Source organism: Halobacillus andaensis (genome assembly GCF_014636475.1).
Classification (GTDB): domain Bacteria; phylum Bacillota; class Bacilli; order Bacillales; family Halobacillaceae; genus Halobacillus_A; species Halobacillus_A andaensis.
Window position 1 is genome coordinate 253,231 of record NZ_BMEL01000004.1, and the last position, 20,749, is coordinate 273,979.

A 20,749-nucleotide genomic window follows, 5' to 3' on the forward strand; every position below is an offset into this window, starting at 1 on the left:
TGATTCTCCTTTCTGCTTATATGCGAAAAGCGGGGGCGCTTGATTCCGCATCTAATAGAGTTTTTAGTTCATCATCGAGTTTAAGCAGCGTGATCGAGCAGCCTGCCATTTCTAGTGACGTCATATAATCGCCTACGAAGGTTTTATGAATCGTAAGGCCTCGATCTGTTAACATTTGGTTTACTTTTTTATTTAGTATATAGAGCTCCATTTCGGGGGTAGCACCCATTCCATTAATCATTACGGCTACGTCGTCCCCACTGTTGAATTTAATATCTTCAAGTATTTTGTCAGTAAGTTCCTCAGCTATGGCACTGGCTGAGGCGATTGGTTTTCGTTCAATTCCTGGCTCCCCATGGATGCCTGTCCCTATTTCCATTTCATTTTCCTCAAGGGTAAAGCTTGGCTTTCCAGCTGCTGGCACCGTACAAGGGGTGAGAGCCATACCCATGGAACGAACATTCGCGACGACCTTCTCTGCCACGCTTTTCACTTCTTCAATAGAGCCGCCGGCAGCTGCTTTTGCTCCAGCAATTTTGTGAACGAAAATCGTACCAGCAATGCCGCGGCGTCCGGTGGTAAACGAGCTGTCTTCAACTGCTACATCATCGTTGACTATCACTTTCTCCACTTGAATTCCTTCCGCTTCAGCCAGTTCTGCGGCCATTTCAAAGTTCATTACGTCACCTGTATAATTTTTGATAACGAGAAAAACACCTGCACCGCCGTCTACCGCTTTAATAGATTCAAACACCTGATCAGGAGTAGGGGAGGTGAACATTTCTCCGCATACAGCAGCATCAAGCATTCCATCGCCGATATACCCAGCGTGCGCGGGCTCATGACCGCTTCCGCCACCGCTGACGATGCTTACTTTGTTTGTAATCGGAGCATCTTTTCTAACAACAACTGTGGTTTCAGGTAGTAGTTGAAGAGAATCTGGATGAGCTGAAATCAAGCCATCTAACATGTCTTGAACGACGGATTCTGGATCGTTTACGATTTTTTTCACTTTTACCCTCTCCTTTTGATTAAATTTGATATCTACGATTCAAGTTAAGAAGTATACGCTTTCATTTTATTATATTGGAGATAAAAATACTAATCTCGTATATGCTGGATTAAGAAAATGAAGCAAATTCTCAAGATAGACTTCGAATTGTAGCGAAAGTTGTCGATATAATAATAAAACACGTTAAGGAGAGTTTATGGCTATGAATCATCGGTCTCACGTCATTTTGGAAAAAGATTTACAAGACGCGTTAACAAACGATGAGTTTCATCTTTATTACCAGCCTAAAGTAGATCTAACTTATGGCGAGTTAATCGGGGCGGAAGCTTTAATTCGATGGAAACATCCTGAGCGAGGAATAATTTCACCTGGCGAATTTATTCCTCTAGCTGAAGATACGGGCTGGATCATTTCCATTGGGGAATGGGTGTTACGAAGTGCTTGCTTACAATTAAAAGAATGGGAGTTTAGTGAACTGGATTCCATTACCATGTCTGTTAACCTTTCAGTCCGTCAGCTTTATCAACCTGATTTTCTGGAAATCATACGTGGAATTATTGAAGAAACACGAGTAAACCCTGAGAAGTTAGAGTTAGAGATAACAGAAAGCATGATGATGGATATTGACTTTGCTTATACGATTTTACGAGAGTTGAAAAATATGGGGTTTCAAGTCAGCATAGACGATTTTGGGAAAGGCTACAGTTCCTTGCATTATTTAAAAAAGCTTCCGATCGATAAAATTAAGATTGATCAATCATTTATTCAACATTGCACCCGAGATCTTAATGACGCAACTATTGTAAAAACGATGATTGTCATGGCTCACCAGTTGAATTTTCAAGTTGTAGCAGAAGGCGTAGAGAAAGAAGATCATATCGTTTTTTTGCAGCGAAATTTATGTGACGAAGCCCAAGGTTATTTATTCAGCCCCCCTGTAGCCGCGTATGATTTTTTGACCACCGTTCGTAACGTAAATAAAGTAGTAGAAAAGCATGGACTTACTAATGATGATGTGGTTAAAAAGAAATGGATGGAAGAAGAAGTACGTACAGCACGCCAAGAGCTACTGGAAACGGTTAGAGAACAGCAGGGAATGACGCTGAAATATGTAAAACGAGATGGGCGTTTTATCCACACATTGTGTGACGGAGAGCTGCTTTATCGGATGGGGCTCACCCCTGAACAGGTTGTAGGACGCGAGCTTAAAGAATTTTTGCCTAGTGATCTGGCTGCAGATAAAGTAAGGTATTATGAACAAGCATGGAATGGAACGGATAAAGTGACCTATGAAGCGGAAGTTAACGGCATTCATTACATTGCGTCCTTAAGACCGTTAACAAAAGGGGGAAGCGTCGTCGAAGTGATTGGTTCATGTGTTGATATTACAGAACGAAAAAAAGTAGAAGAAGCTCTTAGAAAGAATGAAGAAAAGCACCGTTTTATTACTGAGAATATTTCTGATCTAATAAAAGTGGTAAATGTGAAAGGAATAGTAGAATACGCTTCTCCTTCTCACGAAGAGGTACTAGGGTTTCAAGCAGACATGTATAAAGGAGAACGAATTTATGACTATATTCACCCAGACGACGCTGAACTTGTACGATATGAATTTAATCAGCTGCTTGTTACAAAACAAGTTCGCCGCGCAACGTACAGACATAAACACTCTGATGGCTACTGGGTGCAAGTAGACGCAAAAGGAACACCAGTACTGGATGAAGATCAAAAAATAACTCATGCTGTAGTTGTGGCTAGGGATGTGGCGAACACGCAGTCTTAATGTTGGACGTCAATAAAAAACTGCCTCAGGCTACTCTTGAGACAGTTTTTTTCATGTGCACTTAGAAGATAAATAAAGCTAAAGTAGTCGACAGCAACAATCCAAGCATAACGGGGATGAAGTTTTTCCTGACGAGATCCATCACGGAAACACCACAGAAGCCTGCAATGGCAATAAGGGAGGACCAAGCAATAATGGTTCCGCCTCCGGTCCATATCGATCCCATTTGTCCAATCGCTGCTAAAGTAGTAGGCTCAATATTGCTGTTAGCTAAAGAAGCAGCTAAAGCTCCCGTTAAAGGTAAACCAGAGAAGCCTGATCCGTCTAAACCGGTAATAACCCCAATCAATAAAACACTAAATGCGGCTAAAAAAGCACTCTGAGGCAAGAAGTCTTGGCTAGACTGGACTAAATCGAACAATAAAGCTGGAGCCGCTTCATCTGAAATAGATAAGATACTCCCTGCAAAATCAGGACTGCCGAGAAAAAAGAAGCCTGCAATTGGAATGACTGGTCCCATTGCTTTAAAAGCAAAAACAAATCCTTCTGTAATATGGTCACTAATATAATCGAGGGCACGATATTTTCCAAATGCAACCGTCGAAAGTAATAATAAGATGACGGCTACACCGCCAATAAAAGCTGCGCCTTCTCCACCTTCGAATCCACCCATTCGACCTGAGTCTAACTTCGTTGAAACCATATAAATCATGACGGCAAGCAAGGATATAGGTACCAGTACCGCAAAAATTTTACTCCAGCGATCTGTGTTTTTATTGCTGCTCTTGTGTACATTTTTTAGTCCTTGCATGGCTTGGATCTCTAATTCATTTCTTGGGTCTGATTTTTTCCTGAATGATTTTCGATAAAAAAGGTATGCCGTTCCAATAGCAACTACTCCAGTAATCAAGGATAGTACCAAGGCTTGATCCATGACGGCAGTTGTTGATACTCCCGCAGATTTTGCTGATAAACCAGGTGCTACCTGAACGATGTAGTCCGAAGATAGTGCCATTCCTTGACCTGCTAAAGCTACAGCTACGGCTGCAATCATAGCGGGTAATCCCGCCCGAATAGCTGCAGGAACTAATAAAGCGCATATAAGCGGTACCGCTGGAGTCGGCCAGAAAAATAAAGAGATAATATACGTAACACCGACAAGCACGAAGAACGAGATATGACTATTGATCATAATCTTTTGGATAGGTTCAATCATTCTTCGGTCAGCACCTAAGTCTTTTAACGAATGAAGCAGCGCTACCATGAAAGTAATGATTAAAAATATATTGAAAAGTTCTTTTGCAGCTACGAGGTTTGCATTGAAAATTGCTGTGAACCCACCTATTAAACTGCCGTTAAAAACCCATGCCACCACAAACGTGCCTAGTAAAGTGGGCAGCACTACACCTTTTCTGAAAATCATCGTTATAATAATGATCAGCGTAAATAAGCCATACAACCCATGAGATAATGTCAGCTCCACCACACATGCCTCCTCACCCCCCGTTTAACAGAGAGGGGGTAGGAGTAGAGTATGCATATGGAGCGATAGGGGTGTTTACCTACCTTTGTTTACTAATTTCTAATGGAATCAATTCAAATGTGTCGACGTCTGCTATTCCTCTATTTGTTATTCGGATACTAGGGATCACGGGAAGTGCAATTAATGAAAATGTCATAAATGGTGCATTCATCGGGCATCCGAGTTCTTTCCAAGCTTGATCAAGGGCCTTAACTTGCTGAACGACACGTTCTAAAGGTTGATCAGACATAAGTCCGGCAATCGGAAGAGGAACTTCAGCTAATATTCTTCCATTATTTACAACGATCATGCCCCCGCCAAGCTCGGATAGTTTGTTCGCCGCGATCGCCATATCTTCTTTATTTACTCCCATGACTAAAAGGTTGTGACTATCGTGAGCAACGGTTGAAGCTACAGCTCCACTTTTAAATTGAAACCCTTTAACAAAAGCGTTCGAAATTTGTTCAGATTGATGGTGACGATCGATACAGGAGAGGTGAATGATATCATTTTCTTGATCTGATTGAATCACCCCGTCGTGTACCGTAAGATTCGCCGTTGCTTTTGCAGTTCGTGCATTGTTTTCCAATGCTTCAATTACATTTACCGTAACGGAAGAGGTTGTAGTTGTAGTGGCATGAAAATCTTTTGCTTGTAACGATCGATTCAAATGAACTGAATTTTTCGCCTTACTTGGATAAGTGTACGTAGGAAACGTCACTTGGTAACTCTCTTCATCGTATATGACTTCCCCCTCTATAATTACTGTAGATGGCTTCATTTCTTCTAATTGATCTACGATTAAAATATCTGCCCATTTACCGGGAGCGATGCTTCCGAGAGTATCTCCATAATTGAAGTAATTGGCAGCGTTAATTGTGGCTAATTGAATCGCTGTAGTAGGATCAATTCCTTCTTTTATAGCTTTTCGTACAACGTGATTGAGGTGTCCTTGTTCAGTTAACGTTTGAGGATATACGTCGTCCGTAATAAGCGAAAGATTTTCAGTTGGCATTTGGTCCTCAGTAATGATGGGCGCTAATTGTTCTACGTCTTGCCATGCTGAACCTTCTCTTATCATCACGTGTAAACCTAATCTTAATTTTTCGAGTGCTTGCTTGCGCGTAACCGTTTCGTGACAAGAGGTGACGCCTGAAGCAACATAAGCTTGAAGCATTTTAGGGTCTTCAGCCGGGATATGCCCCGTAACCGTTTTGCCCGCTTGAATTGTTGCCTCTATTTCTTTGGTCATTTTATCGTCTCCATGGACTACGCCAGGAAAATTCATCACTTCTCCTAAGCCTGCTACCTTCTCCCAATTCAAAGCTTCTTTAATATGTTCCGGTAAAAGCTCTGCCCCTGCATCTTCTAACGTTTCTGTTGCAGGAACACACGATGGAACAGTAGTGAAAACGCGTAAGGGCAACTGCTGGCCTTCTTCGTGCATCCAGCGAACACCTTCAAGTCCAAAGACATTTGCAATCTCATGCGGATCCATGAAAACAGCTGTTGTACCTTGTTTGATGGCTGCTTTAGCAAATTCAGTGACGCTTAGCATCGTACTTTCCACATGCATATGTCCATCAATTAAGCCTGGAGTAATAAACTTTCCTTTTGCATCGATGATTTTTGTTTCATCTCCAATCAGATGTTCGCAGTCTCCAATGTAAGCAATCGCACCTAATGTAATGGCAATATCTTTTCCTTTGATATGTTCTTTAGAATGAACATTAACGATAGTCCCATTTGTAATAATAACTTCTGCTTTCCTTTTTCCTAATGCCGTTGCAGCCAGTTGTTTGCGCTGATCGCTTGTCATTTTCATATGGAGGTCTCCTTTTTAAAAGTAAAAAAATACACCTGAACAACTGTCCAGGTGTTACATAAACTTCTCAGGGTACACGTCGCCCTTATTGAAGGTTATGTAGTCCAGCAATTTACGGTTGCTTGGGTAGAAACACCTGAGCCTTATTCTCAAGCCTATACATAAGAAAATCTTGATGAGATTGTTATTCGATAGTATAGAAGAAACAGCTTAAATCGTCAATTTTTATTGACAGAGGGAAGGACAGAGGATATAGTTACGCAAGCTTTCACAGCTCAGAATACTCCAACGATGAGGCATTTCACTACTAATTCTGTAGTAGCTGGGGTACTTGAAGAAATCGGGATCCGCAGCCTAGTTGATACTGATGAGCCAGAAATCTATGGGTTTATAGAGACAACGGTAGAAACACTGCAAAATTATCAGGAAGCTCATTTCTATTATTTAGTTCAAGATGATGACGAAGTTTTTGATCAACTTGCTGATAATCCAATCAAACCTATAAGCTTCCAGGGAATATGGGTGCTTTTTCCGGTCTTTATCTGCTGAGCGTCTAGCAATTGAAATAACAGGTACACTCCTTGAAAATAAATGATTCCCATAGCTCCTCAAGTTCTCTTTAAGAACGTGGGGATTTTTACGTTAAGATCTTAACGTAATGGGGAAGCTTGATTATAAGAGTTTCACAAGGAGCTGATAACGATCGTAAGTATTTTTCCTGTTATTTATGATTATCTTATGAAGCCTGTTGAGAAGGGGAAGATGCATAAAATAAGAAAAGACTTATTAAAGGAAGCAAGTGGAAACGTGTTGGAGATTGGGGCAGGTACTGGTCTGAATTTTCCTTATTACGATCATGTGTCTTCAGTTGATGCTGTAGAGCCGAACACAGCTATGGTGAACTATGCTTTTGAAAATGGAAAGGGAGCTAAGCCTATTATTAGGTTTCACGATGCAGTAGCTGAACACCTTCCATTTCAAGCGAACCAATTTGAAACAGTTGTAGGTACATTAGTATTTTGTACGATCCCTGAACCTAAACTTGCCGTAGAAGAGATTGAAAGAGTAGCTAAGCCAGGGGCTAAAGTAATTTTATTTGAACATGTGAAAATGGAGAAAGATTGGATGGCTTTTGCGCAAAAAGCAGTCACTCCACTATGGAAGCGTTTGTGCGATGGATGTCATTTAGATCGTGATACCTTGAAGCTTGTAAAGGAATCTAAAATAGAAATAGATCGGGTCGACGCTTACTATGACGGTTTATTTATAACGATTATAGGTCATCTGCCAGAATAATTTAAAAGATTAAAGATTGAATTTCTTACTAGCTAAAGCCTGGATGATTTTAAAAATTCAGGTTGGAAATTATCATTTCTCTTAGGGTCTGTTCTATGAAGTTCCATTTTTAAGTAGTAGAAGCTTTTCTTTCAGAAACGTATAGTAAGGTCAAACGTATCATAGGAGGCATTAATTATGAGTTATTTTGACCATAGGGAAAGAAAAGAGTTAGAGGAAGCAATCGATATTAAAGGTTCTTGTTGGAAATGTAAAGAGTTAGTAGATGAGAAAGACCTAGTTACTGTTACAGACGGTAAAACTGCTTGGATCGAATTATGTAAAGATTGTTATGACTTCTATAAGGACCTTAAGAAATTTTCAAAGTTTGGAAAGACTGTATAATCTTATTCTCCGTAGACAACTTGCTCCTAATCCCCTAAAATGATTGTAGATTACGTAATGGAGGCGCGGATATGACAACGATCAATGATATCGCAAAAATGGCAAATGTTTCTCGCACGACCGTTTCTCGTGTGTTAAATAACAACGGATACGTTAGTGAGGAAGTGCGAAAACGGATTATTCAAATCGTGGAGGAAACAGGATACATTCCAAGTCTTTCCGCTAAGTCCCTCCGTACGAAAAAGTCAGGGGTCATAGGGGTAATCATCCCTAGAATTGATACTGAAACCGCCAGTCGTGTTGTAAGCGGGATTAACGAAGTGGTGGCAAAGGAAAATTTTCAAATTCTCTTAACCGATACTGAGCTTGATAAACAAAAGGAAATCGAATATATAAGATTGCTTCAAAGTCGTCATGTAGACGGCATTATTTTATTAGCTACAAATATTAATGACCACCTTATATCAACCATTCAAGATGTAGAACTGCCTTTTATCTCCCTGGGTCAAGACCTTCCAGGGGTAACTTCAATTTTATATGATGACTATCACGCTGCAGTAGACATGATCAATATGCTTGTAAGTAAAGGTCATGAGCGAATAGCTTTTATAGGGGTAAGTGAAGAGGATCCTTCTGTAGGAGTATTGCGCAAAAAGGGTTATTTAGATGCTTTGGCCAAATATGGGTATGCAGTAAAAGATTCATGGCTGGAGACGGGGGACTTTAGCATTGAATCTGGATATGAAGCGATGAAAAAAATCATTAAGAATAGCGATAAAGAGCTGCCGACGGCTGTATTTGTTGTTACAGACCGAATGGCTATTGGTGCCATGGAATACTTAAGAGAGCAAGGATTTCGTATCCCGGAAGATGTAGCTGTCGTTGGGATCGGCGCTTCAACTATGTCGCAATACGTCACTCCTTCTTTAACAACGGTGGATTATTTTAATAAAGAAGCAGGGCAGAAAGCCGCTCAACTGTTGCTTGAGCAGTTGAAGCAAAAAAAGGAAAAAGAAAAATTTGTTCAAACCTATAGACTTATTAAAAGAGATAGTGTATAGTACAAATCAGTAAACGATATGTAATCGATTACACAAAACGCTCATCTCTTTTTTTGAATCGATTTACAAACGCTTACAATTTTTATTGTAGGATGTGTAATCGATTCCCTATAGTGGATGAAGAAATAGCGATAGTAGATTCAGATTTCATTTTTACCAGTTATGTAATCGATCACACATATCAAAATAAAAAGGAGGAAATCTCATGGCTAGTAATAAAGAGATTGCTAAGCAGGTCATTGAGGCGGTCGGAGGTGAAGAAAATATTCAATCCATCGCTCACTGTGCGACGAGACTTCGAGTGATGGTCCACGATCGTGAAAAAGTAGACGTAGAAACGTTGGAAGAAATCGAAAAGGTTAAAGGCGCTTTTTATAATTCTGGACAATACCAGATCATCTTTGGCACTGGAACAGTTAATCAAATCTACCAAGCTGTTACTGAACAAGGAGTAGAAGGGTCTTCTAAATCTGAAATGAAAGAGGAAGCGGCTAAACAAGGAACTGCTTTTCAAAGGGCAATTCGTACATTTGGTGACGTATTTGTTCCTATCATTCCAGTCCTTGTAGCCACTGGTCTATTTATGGGGCTTCGCGGCCTGCTGCTTCAGGAAGCTTTCTTAGAATTCTTTGGATTAACTCCAGATACGGTTCCTGAAAATATTGTTCTATTTACTCAGGTACTCACAGACACGGCTTTTATCTTTTTACCAGCTCTTGTAGCCTGGTCAACGTTTAGAGTGTTCGGCGGTACACCAGTTATTGGTTTAGTGCTCGGTTTAATGCTTGTCTCACCTTCACTCCCTAATGCGTGGGCTGTAGCTGAAGGAAGCGAAAGTCCGATCTATTTCTTAGACTTTATTCCGATTGTCGGTTATCAAGGTTCGGTTTTACCAGCTTTCTTTGCTGGTTTAGTTGGCGCTAAACTTGAGAAATGGTGCAGAAAGCGGATTCCAGATGCGCTTGATTTAATTCTTACACCTTTCATTGTATTACTAGTTATGATTGCTTTGTCCTTGTTTGTTCTTGGACCAATCTTGCATATTGCAGAAGATGGAATCTTCCAAACTATGCTATTCTTACTGGAACTTCCGTTTGGTTTGAGTGGTTTGCTTATTGGTTTGTTCCACCAAGTGATCGTAATTACAGGTGTACACCATATTTTCAACTTCTTAGAAATTCAATTGTTTGAGAACCTTGGGTACAACCCATTTAACCCGGTGATTACAGGTGCAATTGCAGCTCAAGGTGGAGCAGCACTTGCTGTAGCAGTAAAGACCAGCTCAAACAAAGTAAAAGCTATTGCATTTCCATCATCGATTTCTGCTTTCTTAGGAATTACTGAACCAGCGATTTTCGGTGTGAATCTACGTTACATGAAACCATTCATCATGGGATTGATCGGCGGCGGTGTGTCTGGTTTCCTTGCTTCCATTTTTAACTTACAAGCAACTGGATTGGCCATTACCGTAATCCCTGGATCTTTACTCTATCTCAATGAGCAGATCTTTGGTTACCTTCTCGTAAATATTGTAGCGATTGCTATAGCCTTCGTGTTAACGTATATGTTTGGATTTAACGATAAAATGCTTGAAAAGAAATAGTATCATGATACAAAAGAGACCTAGAGATACTTGCTGGGTCTCCTTTTGTTCAATTAAGGAGATATGGTTTATGAGATTTGATGAAAATTTGCGTCAGCAAGCATATGATGCTGTAGATAATCAATTTCCAGTAGTGAAGCAAGACCCTTATTATCCTGGCTATCATATGGCTCCTCCGGCAGGTTTGTTAAATGATCCAAACGGCTGGATTCAATGGAACGGAAGTTATCATCTCTTTTTTCAGTGGATGCCGTTTCATACTGGTCATGGAGCGAAGTTCTGGGGTCATTACCGTTCAGAAAACCTAATAGACTGGAAACTGGAGCCCATTGCTCTTACGCCAAGTGATTGGTTTGATAAAAATGGCTGTTACTCTGGGAGTGCCGTAGCTGATGAAGATAAATTGAAGGTTTTTTATACAGGAAACGTAAAGAATGAACGAGGAGAGCGTCAGACGTATCAATGCCTCGCAGAATCAGCAGATGGCATACAGTTTGAGAAAAAAGGGGTAAAGGTTCATTTACCTGAAGGGTATACTCCTCATTTTCGTGACCCGAAAGTATGGAAACATAAAGATCACTGGTACATGGTGATCGGTGCTCAAACGACTGAGGAAAAAGGCAGCGTGTCTTTTCTCGAATCTTCGGACTTGGAGAATTGGACTCATAGAGGGGTACTTTCCCATGCTGAAGCGGATCCGTTTGAAAACTTAGGTTATATGTGGGAGTGCCCCGATTTATTTCCATTAGGGGGCCGTGAAATTTTGTTATTCTCCCCCCAGGGTTTAGCTGCTGATGGGATCGATTTCAATAACCAGTATCAGTCTGGTTATGTAGTAGGTTCTCTTGATTATTCTTCTGCTTCATACGTCCATGGTGATTTTGAGGAGTTGGATCGTGGATTTGAGTTTTACGCACCACAAACCACTTTAGACGATCAAGGAAGAAGGATTTTAGTAGGATGGATGGGAGTGCCGGATCAAAACGAATCCGAGCAGCCTACAGTATCGAATGGATGGGTGCACCAAATGACTCTACCAAGACAGCTAGAGTTGAAAGGTGAAAAAGTATACCAACTTCCATTAGACGAAATGAAAAATTTACGAAAACATGAGCGATATAATCAAAAAGTAGAAGGTGAAAGTTCAACCTCTTTGTCGAGAGCGGCTGAAATTGAAGTTAGTGGTGAAATAGATGAGTTGAACATTTTTGATAATGCTACAATATCGTATGACCGTGACGCAAAACTCCTCCATCTTAAGCGATTAAGCTACGTAGACGGAACAATCGAAACTCGAAGCTGCCGTCTTCCTAATGGTTTAACCCATTTGCGTCTGTTTGTTGATCATTCATCGCTAGAGATTTTCGTGAATGATGGAGAAGAAGTTTTCACCTCGAGAATATTTGCTGATGTTGAGAACGATTCCTTAAACGTATTTACAAAAAATACAGCCCATCTTCAAATTTGGGATTTGAAAAATGATACAATACACATTAGAGACTAATATGGGATGGTGAGTGAGAGGATGAAGATTGGAGCAATTGAAGCGGGAGGCACAAAGTTTGTCTGTGCCGTTGGTAACGAAGAAGGTAATATTTTTGAAAAGGTAGTTATTCCTACAGAAGCTCCTGAAATTACAATGCCAAAAGTGTATGATTTTTTTAGTGACAAGGGGATCGAAAAAATGGGAGTCGGAAGCTTTGGGCCAATTGATATTAATGAAAAAGGCGGCACATATGGTCAGATTCAAAAAACGCCGAAGATCGATTGGATTGACTTCCCTCTAGCTGGTGATATCGAAGAAAAACTCGGCATCCCTGTAGTAGTAGATACCGATGTAAACGTAGCAGCGCTTTCTGAGGCACGCTGGGGCAATGCGACTGACGTGGATACGTGCTTATATATTACTGTTGGTACAGGCATCGGAGCAGGTGCGATTGTAAATGGCGGCACGTTGACCGGTCTTTCTCATCCGGAAATGGGACATATTGCTGTTCGACGTCATGAACAAGACACGTTTGCCGGCACGTGTCCTTACCATAAAGATTGTTTAGAAGGAATGGCGGCAGGCCCAGCGATTGAAGCAAGATGGGGAAAAGCTGGAGTAGAGCTTGCTGACGACCCGATCGTATGGGAAATGGAAGCTTACTATTTAGCTCAAGCGCTCGTTAATTACATTTACATTCTTTCACCAGAGCGGATTATTATGGGTGGAGGAGTCATGCAGCAAGAGCAGCTCTTTGATTTAATTCGAAAAAATGTTGTTGAAATGCTTAACGGCTATGTTAGTTCTCCAAGACTTACAAAAGAACATATTAACGATTACATCGTTCCGCCAGGATTGACGAATGAAGCAGGTGTCAAAGGTGCTTTAGGGTTAGCCATTCGATAAAAATGGAAAGTTTCGACTTCAGTCTAAGTTTTTCAGGCTGTCGAAAAAGCTTTGATGAATGTAGTCGTGGTACCGCTTGGTTCCTCCATTAGAGTCCTGGAGAAAAGGAACAAGAAAAAGCGCCGCTTTCCGCGGGGCAAGACGGAAAGTCTCCTCGATCTCCGGGGCTTCTCCTGTCTGCTTGTCCCGCAGGAGTCGTCACTTTTTCCGTTCCTTTTAATCAAAATAGGCTTTCGGAACCATTGAAGCATGGAGCCTTGTAGACATCTTTGTCTATACAAGTTGGAAAGCTTCGACATTGGTCGAAGCTTTTTTTATTTCTAATTTTCTGTGCCCTATGCATTCATATAAAAAAGCACGCCCAGCAGAATTTCCGAGCGTGCTTAAACTTATTTATTGGAGCGGGAAGTAATCATTTTCGCCCTTCCGCTTAACGTGTAATTGTTAACTGTAGCAGGAATGATGAAATGATCTCCCTTTTTAAAGGAATAATCTTTCGTATCAATGGTTACGACTCCTTCACCTGTAAGGACACTGATGAGTGTGTATTTATCTGGATGAAGTTCATTGCTTTTTCCATCTAAATCCCAATGATGAACCGTGAAATATTTCTCTTCCACGAGCTTCTCAAATCGTAAGCCTGCTTCTAAATAGGAATCACGTACAACTTCAGGGTCTTTATGGGGAACTGTCGTTACATCAAGTGAACGATCTAAATGAAGCTCACGCTTTTGTCCATCGGCCCCAATACGATCATAGTCGTAGACACGATAGGTTATATCAGAGCTTTGCTGCGTCTCAAGAATTTGAATTCCTTCACCAATGGCGTGAATGGTACCACTTGGAACGTAAAAGAAATCTCCGGGCTGGACAGGAATCCGGCGCAGTAATTGAGCCCATTGACCATTATTTACCATGGAAGTAAGTTCATCTTTACTTTTTGCATGGTGTCCAAAAATGATCTCAGATTCTTCCTCGCAGTCGATGACATACCAGCACTCGGTTTTTCCGTAATTCTCACCTTCGACTTCACGTGCATACGTGTCATTAGGGTGTACTTGGACAGAAAGATCTTTTTTTGAATCGAGAATTTTAACAAGTAATGGAAATTCATCTCCTTGTTCGTTAGCAAACAATTCACGATGTTTATTCCAAGCATCATTTAATGTTTTTCCAGCAAGAGGGCCATTTATGATTTTATTTGGACCATTAGCGTGTCCGGAGATGCCCCAACATTCTCCCGTTTCATTGGAAGGAATGTCATATTGAAAAAGTTCTTTTAGTTTGGTTCCTCCCCAGATCCGTTCTTTGAATTCCGGAGATAGAAAAATTGGTTCCTGATACATAGTTGCTTCACACCTTTACGGTTTACTCTATCGGTCATTGTACCATAAGTTGTATAAAAAGATGTTAGCGTTTTAGCCAAATAAAGTCGTAGGCTCCAAGGGTAATGGGTTCGCTATTTCCAACTGGTCCCCAAAGTTTTGTTCCATGGTAAGGTAAGTCAAACGAAACATCATCCCGTGACGTGTTCACGGCAAAAAATACTTCATCACCCGTCCGGTCATTTACTCGCTTCAGTGCAAAAATACGGGGATCTATTTCCATGACCTCTTGGACAGCATATGGGGAAAATGCAGATTCTTGCTGTCTAAGATTAATCATCTCTTTAAGCCCATGAAAAATGGCTGACCGTCTCTCATTCTCATGGAGTTCTTGTTTAATGCGATCGAACTCTAACTTCTCACGGTTAATTCGACGAGGGATCCCAGATACCTCATACCCGTTTCGATCATTCTTTGAACCTAGCAATGAATGGTAATAAATCGCGGGAACCCCAATAACGGAGAGTAAAATAGAATGAGCAGCCAGCATTTTCTTTACCCCATCCATCTCCGTAAGGTCTTCTCCTTTGTTAACAAGTGCCTCAGAATAATTGATATTTAACTCGTAAACCGATTGACTTCCATCCGGATTCCTTTTATAAGAAACTTCTCCTCCGTTGCGTTTCACTTGTTCAACGAGCTGCTGTCGTTCCTCGTCTGTTAAAATGCCTTCTGTTCGACGCATACCTATACCATCATGGCTGGCTAAAAAATTAAAATAAGTGGCTGAATCAGATACCTTCTCAATTGATTTTGCCCATTCCGTTAATTTATCAGCCTTGTGAGTCATCAGGCTGTAGAGAACAAGGGGAGGGAGGCTGAATTGATATACCATGTTAGCTTCATTCGTCCCATCTCCAAAATAGCTAATGTTTTCTTGGTGCGGCACATTTGTCTCCGTAATGAGCTGAGTATTCGGCTTAAAGGCATTGATGACTGTATGCCATAAGCGGATAATTTCGTGCGCTTCTTCTAAGTGAATCGAGGTTGTGCCTGATTTTTTCCAAATAAATCCGATCGCGTCTAACCGAATGCTTGCAGCTCCTTGATGCGCGTACTCCAGTAAAATATCTGTCATTTCCACGAGTACAGGAATATGCTTGAAGTTCACATCCACTTGATCCTCACTAAATGTAGTCCAAGCCGTTTTCCCACCCCTATACTCATGAAAAAGAGGAGAAGTTCTCGGTCGAACAACTCGACTGCTGTCAAACTGTTCATCTTTCGGGATAAAGTAATGACGGTATTCGGGGTGATCGTTTAAATACTCCTGGAACCACTCACTTGATTTCGACATATGGTTCGCTACAAAATCAAACATCATTTGAAAATCATTTGAAAACGAACGAATATCAGACCATGAACCGAGTTCAGGATTGATCGCACGATAATCCGTAACTGAAAAGCCGTCATCCGACGTATAAGGAAACATTGGCAAAAGGTGCACATCAGTAATGGTGTCACCCACTTCTTCTTTTAAAAACTGATGCAGGACTGGCAGTGTAGGTTCATTTTTACGATAAATGCTATCCCCGTAGGAAATAAGATAGACGTTCTTTTCCGTTGGAGTCTTTGCTGCCTGCCAATCCTCTTTTTCCCAGCGAGTGATAAGCTGCTCGAAAGGCCGTACATCCTTATCTGAAACGCCACCATAAATCTTTTCTAAATGCTCTTTAATTTGATCCAGCAATTTCATTCACTTAGCACCTCCGTTACGCAATCGAATCGTCTGAAAGCTTTTCGCTTCCACAAACAAATCACCCTCAGGATCTTCGTTTAAATTTACAGCTTCGACATCGGTGCGTCCTTTGATATCAATCGCACGTTTTACATCAGCAGGGTTGAACACTCTAATGATTAAATCCTTACTGTCATGAGCTTTTTTTACTGAACTAACAAACAATCCATCATCGTAAAGTTCAGTAAGGGAATACTGACTAGGCAGCTTTTTCACGGGGTATGGAATTTCAAATCTGTCCAACCGTTCTTCAAAAGTATTTAATTCTTGTCGCTGATACGTCACATAACGTTCTTTGTAACGAGCTGCACTATCAAACAATTCTTCCGCGCGAAGCTCACTGCCAGACAACTGAAGTGCATACTCAAACGTCATTTCTCCGTGCATCTGAGCATCAGGAGTTGTCACGACCTTATTGTTAATTCCAGAAGCACGTCCAGGTCTCCACATTAAATCATCCCGTCCAAGCAGCCCAACACTACGGAACATCGTGAGAGCAATCGAAGAATCGACAATCTCATATTCTTTTATTCCTTTTGTGAATGCCATAAGTGAACCACGCTCACTTAAAAGCCCAGCGAACTGTTCTACTTTATAAATAGGGACGGGAGCTTCCTTGTATCCTTGCTCGCGCCAGTCAGCCATTCGCTCACTTACAACAGGACGACGAATTAAACTATACCCTTGATCGCCATAAGAGAAGTTCGGACCTCCCACAGGCGTTTTCACAATGACACGTAAACGGTGATCATTCACGTGGTTATCCACCACATGTTTCATACGAACGAAACCTTCACCCTTGCGAAGTTCAATTACCGTATTTATAGAAAAAGGTTCACCAGAAATACCCTGTTTACGAGCAGATAAGTCTTGCGGTAATTGCATCTCGTGTCTCACGGTCAACCTGTGTACAGCGTCAGAATGCTCCACTGAGAGAAGCTCAGCCTTACCAGAGATTATGGGAGCGTCATTTGGAAGAGGAGAGTAATCGTATGAATCTCCTGCATCTGCTGTATCCTCAAATTGAATAAAATCCTCTATTGTGGTGTTGGAAGCACGTTCATTTAACGTAAGTCTGCCTTCTTTCCATTCCACTGAATAATGACGGTTGCCGATCGATTGCATTTGTGTTTCACTGAGGTGATCACTGATCGCTTCCTCTTCAACAACCTTCCAAGTTGTGTATCCTAACGCAGGCAATTCGGTATGAGGGATATACACTTCTGAGCGGTAGTAACCAGGAATCTCCACCTCTTGATCCCCTTCTGCAGTTACCACTATTTTTTTACCTCCGCTCAAGTAATCTTGTTGCGTAATAGAGAATTTGAGCTTTTCCCCGTCTATGGTATGGATTCCAAACTGAGGTGATTTTGTAAACAGTACGGTTTGAATGCCGCCTTGATAAGGTTTAGGGTCCGTATTAAAGGTCACAACAAGATCATCATGCTTTTCTTCGTTACGAATTGCTTCTGTCATTTGTTTCTTAATAAGATTCATAAGACCATCTGCCTGGCGATTCACTTTTATGAGACGTTGAATAATATCGTGATTCGTCTCATCTGAATTACAACCTCCGATGCTATCATGTGCATGCACATCAAATAGCTGTTTCCACATAAGGTCCAGCCACTCTTTGGGGTATCTAAGGCCAACGTGTAAAGCAAGTGAAGCGAGAGGTTCTAATTGATGGATGATTTTATGTTCTACTTCATCATTCAACTTTTTAATATCATACCGCTGCGAACCGATTGTGTTGTGAATGCGTGAACCTTCTGTCCCGATCAGTTCTCCTTCGATCACGTTCTTAAAGGAGTGAGTTTCCCATGTATCATTCATAAAAGTCTCATAATCTGATAGGACAAACTCATAGCGCTCATCTTTTTCATTTAATTGCTGAATGGTGGCCGGGAAATGATCGCGGACTAATACTTGGTCACCTCCTGATGGGAGAAGCAAGTGATTCGTGTCGTGGTTTATGTTTTCGAGTTTCTCAAGCATCGGCTGTAGACGCTCGTAATGAAATTCATCATCTGAACGTAAGAATTTTCCTGGCCCGTAGCCTAAAGGTATAACATTTGCTTTTACTTGTTTTCCGTCTGGAGACTGCCACAAGAAATTCGTGTTTCTGTCAAGTTGATCTTGATAGATACCGCGTTGAAGTATGGCGTTATCAATACCGAATCCTTTAAAAATAGAAGGGAGGTACTGGTTTTGCCCGAAGATGTCGGGGAGGTAGCCGATGTTCATCGCATGACCCATCTCTTTTGCACCTTTAACTCCGTAAAGTAGATTTCTAATCAGTGATTCTTTGTGTACGAGTAAAGAGTCCGCCTGCGTATACCACGGCCCGACAAACAGTCGTTTCTCAGTAATTAGACTGCGAAGACGTTCGGTGTTCTTAGGACGCACTTTTAAATACTCGTCAACGATGGAAATTTGAGCGTCAAAGATATATCCGTGATAATCTGGGTTTTTTTCTAAAATCGTCAAGAGATGATCAAGGTTTTCGGCAAGTAATAAGTTTGAATCCTCTATAGTGAAATACCATTCCCTGTCCCAGTGAGAGTGGGGAACGACATATACGCGCTTTTTCGACATGGAAAACATCCTCCTTTAGCATGGGAGCCTGCCCGTGTGGGAACGGACAGGCAAGGTGAGTTATTCAACCGTCATTCGTCCTTTTTTAATTAATGAATGACGAATGAAGATGTTAGCTAGTGCTATAAACAGAGCACCGACAGTCAACCCAATCAGGTAAGCCCAAATATTTTCAACGAGCGGCCAGCCCCAAAATGCTGGTAACGGATACCATTGAATGGCACCGAGTAGTACCGCGGTTACTGAACCGATAATCGCTCCAATAATATTAATTGGAATAGTAATAAGCGGGTTGCGCAGCATGAATGGAATCGCACCTTCACTAATGGCGATAAAGCCAAGTAAAATAGACGTATTACCGGCTACACGAAGGTTGGCGTCGAAAACCCTGCGACCTACGACAAACCGGTCGATTACTGTGGCTAACCCAAGACCAATCGGTGGGATAACGATCGCAAGTACGCGAGCAGTTAATGGGAAAATCTCGTCAGCTGCCAGTCCAATTGCGATGGCACCTGCTGCTTTGTTAACAGGGCCGCCAAGGTCAAATGCCGTAGCTGAGGCAATAATTGTCGACAGCACAACTTCACCAGACTCTTGAGCAGATTCAATGGTTACACGCAGAAGTTCGTTTAAACCGCCAAAGACAGGATCTACCACATAAAAGTTTAATAAGAAAATGGACATAACACTTATGGCCGGGATGATAAGCATCGGCTTCATTGCCTGGAAATTTTTATTCAACTTAATCTTTTCATTTAAAAATTTTGCAATATATCCAGCGGTTAAACCTAAGATGAGAGCACCTAAGAATCCGGATGGAATTCCTTCTTCAACTCCCCAATACTGATAGTGAACACCAGCAGCAAATAGACCACCGATAAAACCAGCTACAATCCCTACTCGATCGGCAAGAGAATAAGCGGTAAAAGCAGCAAAGATGGGGTACATAAATTGAAAAATAAGGAACCCAAATTTATCTAAATGGTGCAAAATAACAAATAGTTCATTGTCAGAAGTGGCATAGCTAGGATCATTAATGTCATTTACAAGGCCAAATGGAATCGCTCCAAGCTTTGCAATCCCCATCATGAGGCCGGCAGCCACAATGACCGGAATCATGTAAGAAATACCTGTTAAGATGGCTTGCCCCATCTCTGCAAGAACGCCTTGCTTTTTATTAGATGTAGAAGAAGGTTCGTCTTCACCATTGGATTCGACCACTCCGTCAGGATTATTTAACGCTTGATCAATTAATTCTTCGCCTCGTTCTAGAGGGGCTGCAACACGAGTTTGGACGTAAGGAAGACCTTTAAAACGGTCTTTTCCTTTAGGGGTGATATCTGTTGCAAAAACGACAGCGTCTGCTTGATTAATGCGTTCCGCTGTATGTTCGTCTTCAAGACCGTTAGCTCCCTGTTTTTCGGAATAGACACGTACGCCTTTTTTCTTTCCGGCTTGCTCCATCGCTTCAGCAGCCATATACGTGTGAGCAATCCCGGCAGCACAAGCAGTGACGACAAGTACTGTTCGATCCATTTCCTGTACCGGCTCCTCAACGTCACCGGTATCTTTCTGATCAAGAGCGGCGATAAATTCCTGTGAATTAGTTGCTTCCATCAATCGCTGATAATACGATTTATCCATTAACCTGGTACTAAGTTCTGCTAATAAGTTTAAATGCGTTGATCCAGCTTCCCCTTCAGGAATGGCTAGTAAAAAGACAAGCTCTACTTTATTGTTAGGGTCAATGCTTTCCCAGTCTTCTATAGGGGTGGACAGTCTTGCTACTGCAAATCCGGCCTTTTTAACCGCCTTTGATTTCCCATGTGGAATAGCTAGACCTGCTTCAAATCCTGTGGCAGATAATTTTTCTCTTTCTAATACTTCTTTGTAAAAGTCGTCCTTGGAATTCAAATAGCCTTCATCATACAATTGTTCGGTTAATTTCCTAATGACATCTTCTTTTTTTGAGTCGTTTACATCAAAACGAACAAGAGACGATGTTGTCATTTGCGCTAAATTCATTTCCGTCACCCTTTCTATCTTTTTGTAAGTGTTTTCATTTGCTTAATTCAGTTGTATCATAGGTTGCCAATCAGTAGTTATACAGGAAATGTACAATTGTACATTTTGCATGCTATACTCTG

The 20,749-nt window shown here is 41.3% G+C and carries 15 protein-coding genes and 1 riboswitch; of the genes, 8 read left to right on the plus strand and 7 right to left on the minus strand.

The features are described from left to right. Positions 1-16: 16 nt before the first annotated feature. Positions 17-1,012 carry a dihydroxyacetone kinase subunit DhaK gene (dhaK, locus tag IEV27_RS16000; RefSeq protein WP_188378505.1) on the minus strand — a complete coding sequence of 332 codons (996 nt, stop codon included), beginning with the start codon at positions 1,010-1,012 and terminating at the stop codon, positions 17-19. Positions 1,013-1,214: 202 nt separating this feature from the next. On the opposite strand from dhaK, the gene IEV27_RS16005 reads away from it, so the two are divergent. After that, on the plus strand, positions 1,215-2,795 hold the full coding sequence (locus tag IEV27_RS16005) for an EAL domain-containing protein (RefSeq protein ID WP_188378506.1): 1,581 nt from the start codon (positions 1,215-1,217) through the stop codon (positions 2,793-2,795). A 61-nt stretch (positions 2,796-2,856) separates the two neighbouring features. On the opposite strand, the gene IEV27_RS16010 is transcribed toward IEV27_RS16005, so the two are convergent. Together IEV27_RS16010 and ade are read right to left on the minus strand one after the other, a co-directional pair. Then, positions 2,857-4,278, minus strand: a complete 1,422-nt coding sequence (locus IEV27_RS16010; protein WP_188378507.1) for a hypothetical protein — start codon at positions 4,276-4,278, stop codon at positions 2,857-2,859. A 79-nt stretch (positions 4,279-4,357) separates the two neighbouring features. Continuing rightward, a complete protein-coding gene (gene ade / locus IEV27_RS16015) occupies positions 4,358-6,142 on the minus strand; it encodes an adenine deaminase (protein WP_188378508.1) in 1,785 nt (594 codons plus the stop codon). 80 nt (positions 6,143-6,222) lie between these two features. Further along, positions 6,223-6,325, minus strand: a riboswitch (purine riboswitch). A 108-nt stretch (positions 6,326-6,433) separates the two neighbouring features. Between ade and IEV27_RS16020 the strand changes: the two genes are divergently transcribed. The 7 genes from IEV27_RS16020 (at position 6,434) to IEV27_RS16050 (ending at position 12,878) form a co-directional block, all read left to right on the plus strand. After that, positions 6,434-6,691 (plus strand): ABC transporter substrate-binding protein, encoded by a 258-nt coding sequence (locus IEV27_RS16020; protein WP_188378509.1) that lies wholly within the window; start codon positions 6,434-6,436, stop codon positions 6,689-6,691. Positions 6,692-6,904: 213 nt separating this feature from the next. After that, a complete protein-coding gene (locus IEV27_RS16025) occupies positions 6,905-7,438 on the plus strand; it encodes a class I SAM-dependent methyltransferase (RefSeq protein ID WP_229735392.1) in 534 nt (177 codons plus the stop codon). A 177-nt stretch (positions 7,439-7,615) separates the two neighbouring features. Further along, entirely contained in the window at positions 7,616-7,822 is a 207-nt protein-coding gene (locus IEV27_RS16030; protein ID WP_188378510.1) for a hypothetical protein, read from the plus strand. A 71-nt stretch (positions 7,823-7,893) separates the two neighbouring features. Next, positions 7,894-8,883 (plus strand): LacI family DNA-binding transcriptional regulator, encoded by a 990-nt coding sequence (locus IEV27_RS16035; RefSeq protein WP_188378511.1) that lies wholly within the window; start codon positions 7,894-7,896, stop codon positions 8,881-8,883. A gap of 205 nt (positions 8,884-9,088) precedes the next feature. Further along, complete coding sequence (locus IEV27_RS16040) at positions 9,089-10,486, plus strand: sucrose-specific PTS transporter subunit IIBC (RefSeq protein ID WP_188378512.1); 1,398 nt, start codon at positions 9,089-9,091, stop codon at positions 10,484-10,486. Between the two features lie 70 nt (positions 10,487-10,556). Then, complete coding sequence (locus IEV27_RS16045; protein WP_188378513.1) at positions 10,557-11,990, plus strand: sucrose-6-phosphate hydrolase; 1,434 nt, start codon at positions 10,557-10,559, stop codon at positions 11,988-11,990. Positions 11,991-12,011: 21 nt separating this feature from the next. Then, the gene (locus IEV27_RS16050) at positions 12,012-12,878 is read left to right on the plus strand and encodes an ROK family protein (protein ID WP_188378514.1); all 867 of its coding nucleotides are present in this window, start codon (positions 12,012-12,014) and stop codon (positions 12,876-12,878) included. Positions 12,879-13,267: 389 nt separating this feature from the next. Here IEV27_RS16050 and manA read toward each other — a convergent pair whose 3' ends face one another. From manA to IEV27_RS16070, 4 genes are all read right to left on the minus strand, one after another. After that, positions 13,268-14,224, minus strand: coding sequence for a mannose-6-phosphate isomerase, class I (gene manA, locus IEV27_RS16055; RefSeq protein ID WP_188378515.1), 957 nt, complete (start codon positions 14,222-14,224; stop codon positions 13,268-13,270). A gap of 64 nt (positions 14,225-14,288) precedes the next feature. Beyond that, on the minus strand, positions 14,289-15,959 hold the full coding sequence (locus IEV27_RS16060; protein ID WP_188378516.1) for an alpha-amylase family glycosyl hydrolase: 1,671 nt from the start codon (positions 15,957-15,959) through the stop codon (positions 14,289-14,291). Beyond that, positions 15,960-18,599, minus strand: a complete 2,640-nt coding sequence (locus IEV27_RS16065) for a glycoside hydrolase family 38 N-terminal domain-containing protein (RefSeq protein WP_188378517.1) — start codon at positions 18,597-18,599, stop codon at positions 15,960-15,962. A gap of 60 nt (positions 18,600-18,659) precedes the next feature. Beyond that, positions 18,660-20,627 carry a fructose-specific PTS transporter subunit EIIC gene (locus tag IEV27_RS16070; protein WP_188378518.1) on the minus strand — a complete coding sequence of 656 codons (1,968 nt, stop codon included), beginning with the start codon at positions 20,625-20,627 and terminating at the stop codon, positions 18,660-18,662. Between the last annotated feature and the right edge of the window lie 122 nt (positions 20,628-20,749).